The 13,516-nt window shown below is 69.8% G+C and carries 11 protein-coding genes and 1 tRNA gene; 2 read left to right on the top strand and 10 right to left on the bottom strand.

Translation table 11 applies throughout. The annotated features are described in order from the left end of the window. Nucleotide 1: 1 nt before the first annotated feature. The 5 genes from ABZ215_RS01530 to ABZ215_RS01510 all read right to left on the bottom strand — a co-directional run bounded on the left by ABZ215_RS01530 (nt 2) and on the right by ABZ215_RS01510 (nt 5,028). Nucleotides 2-853, bottom strand: a complete 852-nt coding sequence (locus tag ABZ215_RS01530; protein WP_020416364.1) for a S49 family peptidase — start codon at nt 851-853, stop codon at nt 2-4. Further along, the gene (locus tag ABZ215_RS01525; RefSeq protein WP_354709567.1) at nt 850-2,133 is read right to left on the bottom strand and encodes a histidine kinase; all 1,284 of its coding nucleotides are present in this window, start codon (nt 2,131-2,133) and stop codon (nt 850-852) included. The genes ABZ215_RS01530 and ABZ215_RS01525 overlap by 4 nt, the downstream gene beginning before the upstream one ends. A gap of 78 nt (nt 2,134-2,211) precedes the next feature. Further along, a complete protein-coding gene (locus tag ABZ215_RS01520) occupies nt 2,212-3,063 on the bottom strand; it encodes a DNA-formamidopyrimidine glycosylase family protein (RefSeq protein ID WP_020416362.1) in 852 nt (283 codons plus the stop codon). 2 nt (nt 3,064-3,065) lie between these two features. Then, the gene (locus ABZ215_RS01515; protein WP_020416361.1) at nt 3,066-3,506 is read right to left on the bottom strand and encodes a hypothetical protein; all 441 of its coding nucleotides are present in this window, start codon (nt 3,504-3,506) and stop codon (nt 3,066-3,068) included. Between the two features lie 85 nt (nt 3,507-3,591). After that, complete coding sequence (locus tag ABZ215_RS01510) at nt 3,592-5,028, bottom strand: sigma-70 family RNA polymerase sigma factor (protein WP_354946979.1); 1,437 nt, start codon at nt 5,026-5,028, stop codon at nt 3,592-3,594. A gap of 229 nt (nt 5,029-5,257) precedes the next feature. Between ABZ215_RS01510 and ABZ215_RS01505 the strand changes: the two genes are divergently transcribed. Both ABZ215_RS01505 and ABZ215_RS01500 read left to right on the top strand, forming a co-directional pair. Beyond that, nucleotides 5,258-5,330 (top strand) — tRNA-Gly (locus tag ABZ215_RS01505). A gap of 397 nt (nt 5,331-5,727) precedes the next feature. Then, nucleotides 5,728-7,119, top strand: coding sequence for an alkaline phosphatase family protein (locus tag ABZ215_RS01500; protein ID WP_354946977.1), 1,392 nt, complete (start codon nt 5,728-5,730; stop codon nt 7,117-7,119). A 43-nt stretch (nt 7,120-7,162) separates the two neighbouring features. On the opposite strand, the gene ABZ215_RS01495 is transcribed toward ABZ215_RS01500, so the two are convergent. The 5 genes from ABZ215_RS01495 to ABZ215_RS01475 form a co-directional block, all read right to left on the bottom strand. Further along, nucleotides 7,163-9,490 carry an oxidoreductase gene (locus ABZ215_RS01495; protein ID WP_235716047.1) on the bottom strand — a complete coding sequence of 776 codons (2,328 nt, stop codon included), beginning with the start codon at nt 9,488-9,490 and terminating at the stop codon, nt 7,163-7,165. A 79-nt stretch (nt 9,491-9,569) separates the two neighbouring features. Then, nucleotides 9,570-10,823, bottom strand: a complete 1,254-nt coding sequence (locus tag ABZ215_RS01490; protein ID WP_354946975.1) for a hypothetical protein — start codon at nt 10,821-10,823, stop codon at nt 9,570-9,572. A gap of 72 nt (nt 10,824-10,895) precedes the next feature. Continuing rightward, nucleotides 10,896-11,654 (bottom strand): amino acid ABC transporter ATP-binding protein, encoded by a 759-nt coding sequence (locus tag ABZ215_RS01485; RefSeq protein WP_020416356.1) that lies wholly within the window; start codon nt 11,652-11,654, stop codon nt 10,896-10,898. Next, on the bottom strand, nt 11,651-12,460 hold the full coding sequence (locus ABZ215_RS01480) for an amino acid ABC transporter permease (protein WP_020416355.1): 810 nt from the start codon (nt 12,458-12,460) through the stop codon (nt 11,651-11,653). The genes ABZ215_RS01485 and ABZ215_RS01480 overlap by 4 nt, the downstream gene beginning before the upstream one ends. 30 nt (nt 12,461-12,490) lie before the next feature. Beyond that, on the bottom strand, nt 12,491-13,312 hold the full coding sequence (locus ABZ215_RS01475; protein WP_020416354.1) for a transporter substrate-binding domain-containing protein: 822 nt from the start codon (nt 13,310-13,312) through the stop codon (nt 12,491-12,493). Nucleotides 13,313-13,516: the final 204 nt, after the last annotated feature.

Below are 13,516 nucleotides of genomic sequence, written 5' to 3'. Positions count from 1 at the left end.
TTCAAATCCCGTAGCGTGACCAAGCAACTCGCTGTGCGACCGCGTCCAGGAGCGCCTGGGCGGCTGCCGGCGCGCCGATGCCGAGCCGGGCCAGCAGCGGTTTCTTCGGCTCGGCGATCGTGATCTCGGCGTCCGGCCAGCGCTGCTCGACGACCTCCCGCAGGTTGCCGATGCCGTCGACCAGGCCCAGCTCGACGGCCTTCGCGCCGAGCCAGACGTCACCGGTGAACAGCTCCTCGGTGTCGGCGAGCCGGTCGCCGCGGCGTTCCTTCACCCACTCCACGAACATCTCGTGCAACTGTGCGTGCATCTTCTTCAGCCACTCGACGTCCTCCGGCTTCTCCGGGGCGAACGGGTCGAGCCGCTTCTTGTTCTCACCCGCGGTGTGCACGCGCCGCTCGATGCCGAAGCGCTCCAGCAGACCGGTGAACCCGAACCCGCCGCTGATCACGCCGATGGAACCGACCATCGACGTGCGGTGCGCGTAGATCTCGTCCGCCGCGCACGCCAGCCAGTAACCACCGGAGGCCGCGACGTCCTCGCAGAACGCGATCACCGGCACGCCCGGCTTCTTCGCGGCGAGCTGGCGGATCCGCTCCGCGACCAGCCCGGACTGGGTCGGCGCGCCGCCCGGCGAGTTGATCTGCAACGCGACCGCCTTGAGCCGGTCGTGGTCGAACGCGCGGGTCAGGGCGGACTCGACGGCCGCGAGGTTGATGGTGCCGCGCGCGAGCGGCGAGGGCGTCGGCGTGATCACCCCGTGCAGCTTGACGACGGCCACCACGTCCTTGCGGTCGCCCCGGTCGCCGATGCGCGAAATCCTGCTGCTCAGCCTGTCCGTCACGCTGGTCATGGCGCCAGGTTACGGACTCCGTCCGGTTTGTGCAGACGGCCGTTGCGGGCGGGCTCCGGCGGGGCTTCCGCGTAGTCCGGCAGGTCGGTGCGCACGCCGGGCGCGAACTTCGGCACCCGCAGCGTCACCTTCATACCGGCGCCCGGCGCGGTCTCGACCATCAGCGCGTACTCGTCGCCGAACAGCTGCCGCATGCGCGCGTTGATGTTGCCCAGCCCGACGTGCGCGCCGGTGCGGTGCGAGTTGCGCAGGTCGGCCAGCCGCGCCGGGTCCATGCCGATGCCGTCGTCCTCGACGCTGATCAACGCCTCGGTGCCGTAGTCGGAGGCGGTGACGGTGACCATGCCGCCGGTCGGCTTGTTCGCCAGGCCGTGCTGCACCGCGTTCTCCACGAGCGGCTGGATGATCAGGAACGGCACCACGACCGACAGCACCTCGGGCGCGATCTTCAGCCGCACCTCGAGGCGGCCGCCGAACCGGGCCCGTTCGATCGTCAGGTAGCGGTCGATGTTGCGCAGCTCGTCGGCGAGCGTGGTGAACATGCCGGAGGTGCGGAACGAGTAGCGCGTGAAGTCGGCGAACTCCTGCAGCAGCTCGCGCGCCTCCTCCGGGTCGGTCCGGATGAGCGCGGAGATCGTGTTGAGCGCGTTGTAGATGAAGTGCGGCGAGATCTGCGCGCGCAGCGCCTTGATCTCGGCCTGCTGCAACTGGTGCTTGGACTCCTCGAAGCGGGCCAGCTCGAACTGGGTGGTGACGAACTGCGCGACCGCGTCGGCCATCTGGATCAGGCGCTTGCCGGAGCTGCGGCCCACCACGATAAGCGCCGCCTCGACCTCGTCCTCGACGAGCAGCGGCACGATCACCGCGGTCTTCATCTTGCAGGTGCCGCGGTGGTCGCACGGGACGTCGTCGTGCGAGACGACCTCACGACGGGCCTTGCGGATGGACATCATCACGGCGCTGCTGAGGTCGAGGTAGTGGTCGTTGGCCTCGCCGTCCCAGGACACCAGGGTGCCCTCGTTGTCGGTGATGCCGACGGCGACGCACTTGAGCAGTTCGAGCAGCTGCGAGGTGATCCGGTCGGCGCTGGCCTGGTCGAAGCCCTCGCGGAGGTCCGGTGTCGCGCGGGACATGTGGTAGACGGCTTCCAGAACCGCGTCCTCGATCGAGCTGCTCGGCTTGCGGGTCCGCGCCAGCACGACGATCAGGACGATCAGCAGCACACCCGACACGCTCCACGGGATGATTTGCGAGATCGGCAGACCGGACACGGCGTCAATGCTCTGCGCTCGTGACGCAAGGTGCAAGCTCTTCAGCGCACTTTCTGTGCTGACTTCGCCACCCTGCGGGGTGAGGCGCTACTTGAGCAGGCGCGACAGGCGACGGTCCGCGAGCGGCTTGCCGCCCGTCTGGCAGGTCGGGCAGTACTGGAAGGACTTGTCGGCGAAGGAAACCTCACGCACCGTGTCCCCGCACACCGGGCAGGGCAGGCCGGTCCGCGCGTGCACCCGGAGGCCGGACCGCTTCTCGCCCTTGAGGCGGGCGGCGTCCTGGCCCACCGAGCGCTCCACCGCGCTCGTCAGGATCTGGTGCACCGCCTCGGCGAGCCGGTCCAGCGCGTCGTCGGACAGCTTGCCCGCGGTCGCGAACGGGGACAGCCGCGCGGCGTGCAGGATCTCGTCCGAGTAGGCGTTGCCGATGCCCGCGATCAGCGACTGGTCGGTCAGCGCCCACTTGAGCCGCTCGGTGCGGCCCGCCAGCAGCTCGGCCAGCGAATCCCGGTGCAGCGACAGGGCGTCCGGGCCGAGCCGGGCGATGCTGGGCACCTCCTGCGGGTCCCGCACCACCCACACCGCCAGGCCCTTCTTCGTGCCCGCCTCGGTAAGGTCGAAGCCACGGTCTCCGAAGTGGACACGCAGCGCGATCGGGCCCTTGCCCGGTTTCGGCGGCGCCGGCGAGAGGTTGTCCGCCCACCGCAGCCAGCCGGCGCGCGCCAGGTGCACCACCAGGTGCAGGCCGTCGCAGTCGAGGTCGAGGTGCTTGCCGAACCGGCCCGCCCCCGTCACCTCGCGCCCGTGCAGGTCGGTGTAGGGCGGGTCGAACGTCTTCAGCACCGCCAGCGACGCCACGTCGACGCGGCTGACCAGCCGCCCCACCGCGTGCTCACGCAGGTGGTACGCCAGCGCTTCGACCTCGGGCAACTCCGGCATCGCTACTCCATCGGCCGCAGCGGGCCCTCGAAGTCCGGGCCCGCCTCCCGCTGGATGGTCTTCGCGAGCCTGGTCAGCTCGCTGCGCACGCGGAACATGCCGGAGATGATCCCGACCCAGCGCTCGGGCGGCGGCTCGCCGGTGACGCCGCCGTCGGTCTCCGCGACGACCGTCCACGGCCGGTTCAGCACCCACCGCAGCGGGAAGAACACCGCGATCAGCAGCAGGCCGTAGATCACCCACGGCGGCACCACGACGGTGTCGGGCAGCCAGGCGACGAGGATGACGGCCAGCAGCACGCACACGGCGAGCATCGCGATGCCCGAGGTGTAGCTGCCGGAGATGTCCCGCTCGAAGTCCTCGGCGGTTGCCGGGCGGCGCCATTCCATCTGCGCCCGGACGACCCACTCGCGGCCGTCGCCTCCCCGCACCACGCGGTTCATCTTTCGCTGCCTCCCGCCACGGTCGTTCGCCCGTCCAACCGTAGCGTGGCCGCGGCCCGCCGCGCGAGACGCGGACGGAGATCGACTACTCGGATGACCCCCGGCCGGAGTGCCCGTGATCCCGGTCCCGCCACAGCCACCACGGCGCGGACCACGACGGCGGCCCGTGCGACTCGGCCTGCGTCGGCTTGTCCTTGTCCCGGCCCCAGCCCTTGCCCGGCTTGTCCCGGGTCGGCGAGTCCTCGCTGGAGTACGGCGTGGCGTCCGTGGTCGGCAGGTCGTCGCGCGCACTGCCGCGGGACGACGACTGCGTCGGCTCGACCTGGTCCGACCGCTCGCCACCGGTGCTCGAACCGTCGGTCTGCGGCTGCTGCCGCGCGGGCGGCCCGGCCGGCTCGATCGACTTCGCGGGCGGCTGCGACTTCTCCACGACCGTGCTCGGCAACGGCGCGCCAGGGTAGGGCAGCGTCACCTCGTCGGGCGCGATCAGCACCTGCGGCGGCGAACTCAGCCGCGACTCCGGCTCCGCGATCCGCAACTCGACCCCGCCCTGCTCGGGCAGGCCGATCGGCTGCGAATCGTCGACCATCGCCGGGCCCACCGCGAACCCGACCACACCCGCGGCCGTGGTCGACGCCAGCGCCACGCCGATCTTCAGCTTCGACACCAGCACGGTCTTCAACGTGGTCAGCACACCCGACGTCGCACCGCCACTGGCGGCCGTGCCCGCGGCGACGGCGGTGGCCGGCACCAGCAACGCCACCGCACCGGCGTGCGCCCGCAGCGACGAGCAGACGTCCCGCAGCTCCGCGTGCATCGCCCGGCAGGACGCGCACCCCAGCAGGTGACCGCGGATCCGCCGCGCCTCGGCACCGGTGACGCTGCCCGCGGTGTAACCGCCGAGCTTCTCGATGACCCCGCGGCAGCTGACGTCGGAAATCCGGTTCATCGCCAGGTGCGCCTGCAGGTACGCGGCACGCAGGCCCTGCCGGGCCCGCCGCGCCAGCGCCGCCGTCGCGTTCGCGCTCAACCCGAAGTGCGGAGCCACCACCGCCGGCTGCTCGCCCTCGACCTCGGTCTGCCACAACACGGTCCGCCAGCGCTCCGGCAGACTCGTGAAAGCGGTGGCGATCAAGCTGTGCTCCGCGGTGCGGGCGTGCGCGTCGGCGCCGGCCCCCGCGCGGTGCGTCAGCTCGTCGTCGGTGACCGGCACATCGCGGCGCGCGCCGTGCCACTCCCACGACACCCGGCGCGCCACCGTCAGCAAGTACGCGCGGATGTGCTCCTTCGGGCCGTTCCCGCGACGCAACGCCTGCAACACGCGGAAGAACGTCTCGGCGGTGATGTCCTCCGCCTCGGACGAATCGGCGGCCAGACTGCGGGCCAGCCTGCGGACGGCGGAAGCGTGCAGCTCGAACAACTCGCGGAACGCGGCATCCTCACCGGAACGCAGCCTGCTCAACAGAGCCTGCTCGTCCTCCGATGCCATGCGCTGTTCCGGCACCGCCGCGTCGTCCGTCATGCGGCCAGCCACCTCCTCCCCCGCGGGACTAACCCGTTCGGTTGAATGGAGACACCATACGGAGCGAAACGCTCGCCGTCACCCCTTGTACTCCCGGAGTGACCGAGTTCCCTCCGACAGGGCGACGCACACCTCGCAGCCACCCAAGATCACCCCAAAATGGCCACCCCGTCAACCCGGCGAATCGCGTCCGTATAGACTGTCCATCGCACCGGTTGACCCGGGGCACGCGGACGTAGCGCAGCTGGTAGCGCATCACCTTGCCAAGGTGAGGGTCGCGGGTTCGAATCCCGTCGTCCGCTCGGGACACAGGGCACCCCTGCTCGCGCTTCGCGGCTCGCCGGGGTGCCCTCGTCATTTCTCTGGGGGTCGAACCCCCAGGCCCCCGCCAGGGAGGCTTCGCCCCCTGGACCCCCTCCCGGTGCCGGAATGGTGCGTTTGTCGCCATCGTGGGTTTTTGCGCTTCGTGATCCGCTCTTGCGCCCCCTGAGGGCCGGCGTGAGCTGCGGATTTTCTTGAATGACCGGTTTCTCGTTGAGGTTTTTCGGCTGTTGACTTGCTGTTCAACTTTTTCACCTGATCGTGTGGCCGCGTGGGGTCAGGGTGGGTGGGGTTTCTCGTTCACTGGAGGTTTTCTTGTCTGGAGTCACTCGGCGGCGGGTCTTGGGGGCTGGAGCTGCGGCGGCGGCCTCGGCGTTGATGCCGCCCAACGTGCAACGGGCGCTGGCCCAGGAAGCGCCGAAACGCGGATCCCTGCGGGACATCGAGCACGTCGTCCTGCTCATGCAGGAGAACCGCTCGTTCGACCACTACTTCGGCACCCTCTCCGGCGTCCGCGGGTTCGACGACCCGGACGCGGTGCGGCTGCCGTCCGGGCGGTCGGTGTTCTACCAGCCCGACGCGCAGAACCCGGCGGGCTACGCGCTGCCGTTCCACCTCGACACCCACGCGACCAACGCCCAGAAGATCCCGTCCACCTCACACGCCTGGCAGGTCCAGCACGATTCGCTCAACGGCGGCAAGATGGACAACTGGCTGCCTGCCCACCGCAAGGCCGACGGCAAGAACGGGCCCTACGTCATGGGCTACCACACCCGCGCCGACCTGCCCTTCCAGTTCGCCCTCGCCGAGGCGTTCACCATCTGCGACAGCTACTTCTGCTCCGTGCTCGGCCCCACCTGGCCCAACCGCATGATGTGGATGACCGGCACCATCGACCCCGACGGCGAACACGGCGGGCCGATCCTCGACAACAAGGCCCCGGCTGGCGGCTACACCTGGAAGACCTACGCCGAACGGCTCACCGAAGCCGGCATCAGCTGGAAGGTCTACGAACAGGACGACACCTACGGCTGCAACATGCTGGAGAACTTCGCGGCCTTCCGCAACGCCGCGCCGGACTCCGAACTCGCCGTCAACGGCCTCACCCACCGCCCCGAAGGCCAGTTCGAGTACGACGCGCGCAACGACAAACTGCCGACCGTCTCCTGGATCATCACCACCAGCACCCAGTCCGAGCACCCCGACTACACACCGGCCGACGGCGCCGCGTTCGTCGCCAGCAAGATTGACGCCATCGCGGCCAACCCGGACGTGTGGGCCAAGACCGTGTTCATCCTCAGCTACGACGAGAACGACGGCCTCTTCGACCACGTCGTCCCGCCCATCCCGCCCGCGGGCACCCCCGGCGAGTTCGTCACCGGCACCTCACCCGGCGGCACCAAGGGCAACGGGCTGTGGATCGGCGGCGGCTTCCGCGTGCCGTGCATCATCGTGTCGCCGTGGACCGCGGGCGGCTGGGTGTGCAGCGAGAACTTCGACCACACCTCCCAGCTGCGGCTCCTCGAACGCGTCACCGGCGTCGCGGAACCCAACATCTCCGCGTGGCGGCGGTCCACCTTCGGCGACCTCACCTCCGCGTTCCGGTTCCACGAGGGCGGGACGAAACCGCCGACGCTGCCGGACACCAGCGGGCCGCTGACGCTGTCCCGGTACGAGGCGGCGAACCTGCCCGCCCCGGCGATGCCGCCGACGGTCAGCGAACCGCCCACCCAGGAGAAGGGCCACCGGCCCCGGCTGCCCCGCCACTGAACTCTGCCACTGAACCCGGGCCTGGGGGCAGCTCCGGCGGCCCTCAGGTCTCCCGGCGGATCATGCGGCCGGCGCCGGCCGCGACGGTCGTCGCCAGTACCCAGCCCATCGCGGTGAATCCGTTCGACACCCACTTGTCCAGGTCGTGCATGTACCAGCGGCCCTTGTTGCCGAAGTCGACGATCGGCACCAGCAGGTCCAGCGTGTACAGCACCGGGTTCCACTCCAGGCCCGTCTCCTGCTGGTCGACCGCGCACCGCGGGCCGCTCACCATGTACCGCACCGGGTCGTTCACACACGAGTCGGTGCCCGTGCCGAAGTAGACGCTGCCCGCGGCCAGCAGCGCGATCAGCCAGGCCAGCGCCCGCACCGGGCGGTAGCCGTAACCGACCATCCACCGCTGCAGCCAGCTCCACAACCGCACACCCGGGCCGAGCACCCGGTAGCCCTGCGCGAGCGCTTCATAGCGGTACTGCTGCTTCTTGAACAGCACCGTCGACGCGTGCTCCTCGTTGCCGCTGTTGCGCAGCATCGCGGCGAGCTGGTCGTAGGGGCCCGGCCGGTACCCGGCCATCGCGGTGCGCAGCCGCTCGATGCGGTCCCGCACCGCGGCGTCGTCCTTCATGTCGATCGGGCGCTTGAGGACGTCGTAGCGGAAGTCCTCCAGCTCGATGCCGCCCTCGGCCTGCCAGAAGTTGTCGTTGTCCTCCAGCGTCTGGCAGTGCGCGTGCCGCAGCACGATGCTGCCGGTGGCGGGCTCGGCGAAGTTGAGCAGGAACTCGTCCGCCCCCACGTCGCTGGCGTCCAGCGCGATCGCGTGCTTGTTGTACGAGCCCAGCACCGCGCCGGTGAAGTCGATGCGGCGGCCCGCGGTGGCGCCGTCCATGTTGACGCCGCCCTCAGCGTGGAACGGCTGCTCGCCGGCGCTGGTGAGCGTGATGTCGCGGCCCACCTTCACCGTGCGCAGGTCCACCGAGAAGCTGGTCCGGTTGCGCACCGCCGGCTTGGTGACGTCGGTGCCGTAGAGGTACACGCTGCCGCCGACCTCGACGCCCTGCAGCCGCAGCGTGCCCTCGATGGTCGCCTCGTGCAGGTGGAAGTTGCCCGCCACCGTCATCCGGCGGGCGGACAGGACGTCGCGTTCCGCGTGCCGCAGGCGCACCCGCCCGGCGAGCAGGTTCCCGCGGACCGTCACGTCGGCCATCCGCAGCTGGCCGGACGGGATCTCCAGGCCGGTCGCCTCCAGATCGCTGCTGATCTGCGAGCCGTCCAGGTGCAGCGCGCGGTCGTAGTACGGCTCGACCGAACCGCGCGGCACCGTGATGCGCGCGCGGGCCAGGCGCAGGGTGCCGCCGATCTTCGCGTTGATCATGCGCAGCGTGCCGACCGCGGACAGCCCGTCCGACAGCTCGACGTTGCCGTCCACCTGCCACCGGTCGCCGACCAGCGCCGGCCACGGGTCGACGTACGGGTCGCTCGACTTCCACGCCTCGACGACGATCCGGCCCTGCTGCTCGCTCTGCAGCTCCGCGGCGCGCAGCACGATGTCGCCGTTGACGCGCATGCTCGGCAGGTGCAGCACACCGTGCGCGGAGAACGGCTGCCGCGTGCTGGCCGCGCCGTAGTTGTCGACCTCGCACAGCAGGCTGCCGCCGATGTGCGCGCCGTTCCCGTCGAGCGCGAAGCCGTCCGGGTTGCGCAGCTTGGCGCCGGAGAAGTTCACGTTGCCGCCGGTGCGCATGCCGGGGAGCCGGACCTCGCCCTCGGTCTGCATGCGGTAGGCCAGCAAGGCGCCGGCGATGATCAGCCGGTCGGCCTGGATCGCGCGGCCCTGCGGGTAGTCGACCGCCGTACGGGTGAGGACTACGGATCCTTCGACGACGGCGTCGGTCAGGTTGATGGCGGCGTCCGGCACGCCGCGCTCGCGGGTGTCGCCGCGCTGCACCGCGGTCTCGCCGTCGTCGCTGCCCGGCAGGACCTGCACGACGCAGCGGATGAGGCGGACGTCGTTGCGGCTGCGCAGGTTGCGGGCCTTGAGCCCGGGCAGCCAGCAGCGCCGGAAGACCAGCCCGAGGATCTTGGCCTCGCGCACGTCCGGCGGGTGCTCGAAGCGGCAGTTCTCGAAGCGGAACAGGCAGTCCAGGTCCGCCCCGCGCAGGTCGAGCCGCCCAGTGATGTAAGCGTTTTCCACGGCGACGATCGGGGCGTTGCTGGTCTGCTTGCGCCAGCGCAGCAGGCCGCCGCTGCCGGGCTCCAGCAACGGTCTGAGCAGCTCCTCCGCGGCGAGGTGGTAACGCCGGTCCGGCACTCCGCGGAAGGGATCCAGGGCAGGCAACTCCCGCTCCGCCTGACCCGGCTGGCCTACCGGCATCCGTGAATCCCCCTCCTTCACCCGCCTGCCCACAAGGCTCCGACGAACAGGCGACGCCGCGGGTTCCCGGGCCGGTGCGCTAGAAGCCTATCGCCACTTTGATGGCCGCGGCAGCAACTCCGGTGCCGATCGCGGTGGCCGCTCCGAGTGCCCACTTGCCCGCCCGCTGCAGACGGCTCAGGGTCTCCGGGCCGTCGCCGCGCTCGGCCGCCTCCGCGGCCGCACCGATCTCGGCCACGACGGCGTCGTGCTCGCGCGTCGTCGCCTGGCGCTTCAGCTCCAACCGGAGGATCTCCAGTTCACCGGCCAGCCTCGGCAGATCCAGGCGGTCACCTTCGCCCTGCCAGACCTGCTGGAACGTCATGTCCTTCGCGCGCGCGTTTCGGCCGACGGCGCCCGTCTGGCCGGAGACCTCGTACTTGTCGCCCATCACAACCTCCATCGCGGTCTCGCGGGTCGTCGAGTCGTAGTCCCCCTCGAGATCGACGAGGAAGGACGCGTAGCGGTCGACCGCGTCCTGGTCGGTCAGCTCCAGGAAGTCCTGCTCGAAGAGCTCGAACTCGGTGGCGAGGACTCCGGGCAGCTCCTCCGTCCCGCGCACCAGCCGAGGCTGGTACTCGTCGGGGATCGCCGGGTGGTGACGGTAGCCGGGATCGGCGGTCAGTTCGATCGTCGGCACGCCCGCGGCCGTCGCGAAGCCGGTCAGGTGATCCCGGGGCTGCCCGCTGGACGCGAAGGTGACCAGCACGGAAGCGGACCGGATCTCGTCGAACGGCCGCCACGGCGGTGCGTCGGTCCGCTGGTCCAGGACGCCCACCTCGTACTCCGCGTACTGCGCTATCCAGCGCGCGGTCGCATCGACCAACGGTTCCGGAGCGGACTGGACGATGAGGCAGGAACGGCGGCGGCCGAGCGGCACGTAACCGCCGGGTGGCGTCGAGGCCAGGTAGGCCTTGAAGAACCTCAACGCCTGGCGGTGCGCCGGGGCCTGGCGCAGGAACGACCGGTAGGAGAACCGTTGCTGCGGAACGTGCGGCGATACCGCGTCGTTCGGCAGGGTGTCCTCGATGAAGACGAGCACAGGGAACCCCGCCCGCATCGCCAGCGCGAGTTCGAACAGGATGTGCGGCGACGTGCCGTCCTCGCGGCGGCTCAGCACGGCGATCATCCCGTCACTGGCGTTGAGGTGGCGCTGCAGCTTCGCGCCGTTCACCGAGTCCGATGGCGGATCGAGGCTGGGCACCAGACCTTCGCTGCGCATCAGACGGCCGAAGTAGTCCACGATGCGCGCGTCCCGCTCGCGGTAGCTGTGCGCGAAGTACAACACCGGCATCCGGGCACCCCTCCCCGCGACGATCGCCACCTGGTTCGGACGATCGTCGCGGACGAGGGGGGTCCCGCGCTACTACTCGTCGACGTGGGCCGGGTTCAGCACGCGCGACAGGAACGTCTGCGTGCGCTCGTGCTGCGGGTCCGCGATCACCTGGGACGGCGGCCCCTGCTCGACCACCACGCCACCGTCCATGAACAGCACCACGTCGGCCACCTCACGCGCGAACTGCATCTCGTGGGTGACCACCAGCATCGTCATGCCGTCGCGGGCGAGCTGGCGCATCACGGCGAGCACGTCGCCGACCAGCTCCGGGTCCAGGGCGGACGTCGGCTCGTCGAACAGCATCACGTCCGGGTCCATGGACAACGCACGCGCGATCGCGACGCGCTGCTGCTGGCCGCCGGAGAGCTGCGTGGGCAGCGAGCGCTCCTTGCCGGTCAGCCCGACCTTGCGCAGGTTCTCCATCGCGATCCGCTCGGCCTCGGCCTTGTCCCGCTTGAGGACCTTGCGCTGCGCGATGGTGAGGTTGTCCAGCACCGACAGGTGGCTGAACAGGTTGAACGACTGGAACACCATGCCGATGCCCCGCCGCGCGCGGTCGATGTCGATGTCCGGGTCGGTGATCTCGAACCCGTTCACCACGACCGAGCCCTCGTTGGGCTCCTCCAGCAGGTTCACGCAGCGCAGCAGCGTCGACTTGCCCGAGCCGGACGGCCCGATGATGCAGACCACCTGCCCGCGCCGCACCTCCAAGTCGATGCCCTTGAGCACCTCCAGCCTGCCGAACGCCTTGTGCAGTCCGGACACCTGGACGATCACGTCGCCGGTCACGCTTCGACCTCCAGTCCGCGCTGGCTCTTGCGCCCGGTGCGCCGCTCCAGGTACCGGGACAGGTAGCCCAGTGGGATCGTGATGATCAGGTAGCACAGCCCGGCGAGCAGGATCGGCGTCAGCGACCCGGTCGCGTTGAGGCCCTCGCGGCCGAACTTCGTCAGCTCGTACTCGTCGCGGGCCAGGCCCAGCAGGTAGATCAGCGACGAGTCCTTGGTGAGCAGGATCAGCTCGTTGGTCAGCGGCGGCAGGATGATGCGGAACGCCTGCGGGATGACGATCGAGATCATCGCCCGCCCCTGGGACATGCCCAGCGACCGCGCCGCCTCCCGCTGACCCGCCGGCACCGCCTGGATGCCGGCCCGGATCGTCTCCGCGATGTAGGCGGAGCCGACCAGGCCGAGCGACAGCATCACGGTCGAGTAGATGTCGAACTTCAACCCGAACGCCAGCGGCGCACCGAAGCCCAGCGTGATGAACACCAGCAGCGCCGGGACCCCGCGGAAGAACTCGATGTAGACGGTCGCGATCCAGCGGTACGGCCCGACCGGCGACAGCTTCATCAGCGCCAGCACCAGACCGACGGCCAGCCCGAACGCGAACCCGAGCGCGGTGTAGACGATGGTGTTGACCAGCGCCGTCGTGATGACACCGGGGAACTGCGCGCGGGCCGCGTCGACGTTGAAGAACGCGCGCTGGATCTCGCCCCAGTCGGCCACGAACGCCGCGACCAGGATGACGATCACCAGCAGCGCGTACTGCGCGCCCCGGAACAGCTGGGCGCGTTTACGGCGAGACATCGCCACGGTGGAACTCCTCGCAGAAGTGGCTTCCGGTTACTTGCTTTCCGGCAGCTTGTTGAACCACTTCTGGTAGATGGCGTCGTAGCGGCCGTCCGCCTTGGCGGCGTTGATGACCTCGTTGACCTTCGCCAGCAGCGCGCCATTGCCCTTGCGCACGGCGACGCCGTACTGGTCACCGGTCTTGAACTCGGTCGTCACCTCGACGTCCGGGTTGGTCTTGAGGAACTCGTAGTGCACCGAGTTGTCGTTGATGCCCGCGTCGACCTGGCCGGTCTTGACCGCGGTCTGCTCCAGCGCGAGGTCCTCGAACTGGACGATCTCGTAGCCGTACTGGGCCTTGTTCGCCTCGGCGTAGTCCTCACCGGTGGTGCCGAGCTGGACGCCGAGCTTCTTGCCGCGCAGCTTCTCCAGGCTGTCGATGCCGGAGCCCTTCTTGACCAGCAGCGCCTGGTTGGCGTCAAAGTAGCCGACCGAGAAGTCCATCACGGCCTGCCGCTCCGGGGTGATCGTCATCGCCGCGGCGGCGACGTCGCACTGCCCGGTGTTGAGCGACTCGCCCGACTCGATGCCCTCGAACGGGGTGTCGAAGATCTTCTGCTGCACCCCGAGGTTCTGCGCGACCATGTCCACGAGGTCCACGTCGAACCCGACGGTCTTGTCACCCTCGGTGAACTGGAACGGCGCGTACGGCAGGTGTGTGCACGTGGTGAGGAAGCCGGTCTCCTTGAGGCTGATCTCACCGCCGGCCTGGGTGTCGCCGCCGGTGTTGACCTCCTGCGCGCAGGCCGTCGCGGTCGCCGCGATGGCGAGCGTGGCCGACAGAACAAGCGCATTGCGTAACGATCGACGCGACACGGTTTACTCCTAGTAGGTCATACTTATCGAGTGCACGCATCCTGCCACTTGTTGACGGTCACGCACAGCATCGAGTGGTTACGGCCGCATTTCGGGTCTACCCGGTAACCAGTCGGTAACACGCGGGTGACAGCGCGTGCGTGCGGCGCGGTCGTCCCCGTTATGCGGGCAGCTTCGAGTTCACGACGAACGACGGCGACGCCG

The organism is Amycolatopsis sp. NPDC006131 (assembly GCF_040614175.1).
Classification (GTDB): Bacteria; Actinomycetota; Actinomycetes; order Mycobacteriales; family Pseudonocardiaceae; genus Amycolatopsis_E; species Amycolatopsis_E tucumanensis.
Note: the sequence above shows the minus strand (reverse complement) of the source record. Positions and strands in the feature narration are given on the sequence as shown.

Coding starts and splice junctions, on each gene's coding strand:
- ABZ215_RS01530 (WP_020416364.1), bottom strand. CDS start 853: ATGACCAGCGTGACGGACAGGCTGAGCAGCAGGATTTCGCGCATCGGC.
- ABZ215_RS01520 (WP_020416362.1), bottom strand. CDS start 3,063: ATGCCGGAGTTGCCCGAGGTCGAAGCGCTGGCGTACCACCTGCGTGAG.
- ABZ215_RS01515 (WP_020416361.1), bottom strand. CDS start 3,506: ATGAACCGCGTGGTGCGGGGAGGCGACGGCCGCGAGTGGGTCGTCCGG.
- ABZ215_RS01510 (WP_354946979.1), bottom strand. CDS start 5,028: ATGACGGACGACGCGGCGGTGCCGGAACAGCGCATGGCATCGGAGGAC.
- ABZ215_RS01500 (WP_354946977.1), top strand. CDS start 5,728: ATGCCGCCCAACGTGCAACGGGCGCTGGCCCAGGAAGCGCCGAAACGC.
- ABZ215_RS01495 (WP_235716047.1), bottom strand. CDS start 9,490: ATGCCGGTAGGCCAGCCGGGTCAGGCGGAGCGGGAGTTGCCTGCCCTG.
- ABZ215_RS01490 (WP_354946975.1), bottom strand. CDS start 10,823: ATGCCGGTGTTGTACTTCGCGCACAGCTACCGCGAGCGGGACGCGCGC.